A 1,723-nucleotide genomic window follows, 5' to 3' on the forward strand; every position below is an offset into this window, starting at 1 on the left:
AAGCGGCCGTACTGGGTGGGTTTGCCTGTTTCAGGGTCGTCGAATACTTCGGTGGTGAACAGCAGCGTGTTTTGCGCCAGGTCGGCACTGGGCTTGGTCAGGTCAGATTTCTTCTTGGGCATGCTCGGGTCCGGAGGCTTCAGGGGTAGTGGGCGTGGTGCCAACTTTGCCTGCTTGGGTGGTATAGGTACGGCCGTTGTTGGCGATATAGCGGCGCAAGTCCGGCGCCAGCGCCTCCGGCACGATCAGCACCGTCATGCCCATGGCTTCCGCCATGCGCTCGATAGACGACAGACGCGGATCACGCTTGCCACTTTCGATTTCCGACAGGTGCTGGGGCGACATGCCCACCCTGGCGGACAACATTTCCAGCGTGAGACGACGTTGGTTGCGCTGGCGGCGTAGGAAGGCGGGAATCAAGGTGTCCATGGGCGAAGCGTAGCGCAACGGCAGCGCAAGAGATCATACGATCGTGTGAATTCGTAGCCTAAAACGCAAAAAGACCCCGCCTTCATCGCACCCATGGGGAAATGGGTACGAGAAGACGGGGTCTAAGGTATCAATGACAGGTTTATGGCGCGGGTGTACCGTCAGCCGCTGACTGCCTGGCATGCCATTGTTGCAGCTCCAGAACCATCAGGGTGGTTTCTGCAGCGTCGCGGGCCAATTGCTCACAGGAGATGCCGGTCGCAAGGCCTGCGGAATCAGGTACAGCGTCGGTGGGGGCTGCCGCAACTCCTGTGGCAATGGCGGAAACGGCGGGCATGGTGCCGGAATCATGGCTGGGCTGGATGCGCAGCCCGACATCACCCCCACGCAAAGCAGGCCGCAAACCGGCCAGCAAGCCCTTTTTTGTCTGAAATTCATTCGAGATCTCCTGATTGATGGTTCGCTGCGCGTGAAGGGTGTCGGCAACGTGTTGCTCTTGCTTGGCCTGAATCAATGCGGCCTGCTGCTTTTCGGCATCCCAGGCGCGCTGGACGCGGGTCTGTCCAATCTGGACACCAAAAATCAGCACCATGAGCAGTACAAGCCCGCCCAAGATGGAGCTCCAGTGACTCAACAGGAATCGCGTGATCCAGTTCATGGCGTACCTCCATCCAGGGCTTGCAGCTTGTGCTGGTTCATGAGGCTGATGACCTTGTCGGCATAGCCTGGATCCGTGGCATATCCCGCCTTGGCCAGTGCTTGTGCAAATGACTCTGCCTTGAGGCATTGGAAGCACGGCTGATAGCGTGGGTTTTGCTTGAGAAAGGCTGCGTGGTCATCGATGCTCTCTTGCCAGCTGGCGTACTTGCGCCACTTGGCAGGCACCACAACCCACTGACCATGGATGAATTCCTTGGTCTGCAGGATCAAAGTATCCCCTCGCCAGCGGCTGTCGGCCTTGATGCCAAAGAGGTTCTTGCCCACCTTGGCCAGGCCCGACTCACCCCAGCCGGACTCCAATGCAGCCTGAGCGATCGTGATGCTGGCGAAGACGCCCGTGCGTTTGGCGGTGGCTTGAGCAGAAGATCCGATCAGCGCGATGAATTCAATCGGCTTCATAGCAGCTCCTTCACATCCTTGGCCACCGCATCCAGTGAGTCATCCCGGCGCTTGTCGATGAAGGCAAAGGTCCAGCGCACCATCGCCCACCCCGGCAGGCCACAGGCGAAGATCAATCCGCCCATGGCACACAGTCCCATGGTTGAAAACGCCCAGTGATGCAGATCGAAGTGTT

The 1,723-nt window shown here is 59.0% G+C and carries 3 protein-coding genes; all 3 read right to left on the reverse strand.

Annotated features, from left to right (window positions below):
* Positions 1-102: 102 nt before the first annotated feature.
* A complete protein-coding gene (locus AAFM15_RS11685) occupies positions 103-429 on the reverse strand; it encodes a helix-turn-helix transcriptional regulator (protein ID WP_341686884.1) in 327 nt (108 codons plus the stop codon).
* 142 nt (positions 430-571) lie between these two features.
* Entirely contained in the window at positions 572-1,087 is a 516-nt protein-coding gene (locus tag AAFM15_RS11690; protein WP_341686885.1) for a hypothetical protein, read from the reverse strand.
* Positions 1,084-1,548 carry a glycoside hydrolase family 73 protein gene (locus AAFM15_RS11695; RefSeq protein ID WP_341686886.1) on the reverse strand — a complete coding sequence of 155 codons (465 nt, stop codon included), beginning with the start codon at positions 1,546-1,548 and terminating at the stop codon, positions 1,084-1,086. The genes AAFM15_RS11690 and AAFM15_RS11695 overlap by 4 nt, the downstream gene beginning before the upstream one ends.
* Between the last annotated feature and the right edge of the window lie 175 nt (positions 1,549-1,723).

Source organism: Limnohabitans sp. (assembly GCF_038134685.1).
In the GTDB taxonomy this organism is placed as follows: Bacteria; Pseudomonadota; Gammaproteobacteria; order Burkholderiales; family Burkholderiaceae_C; genus Limnohabitans_A.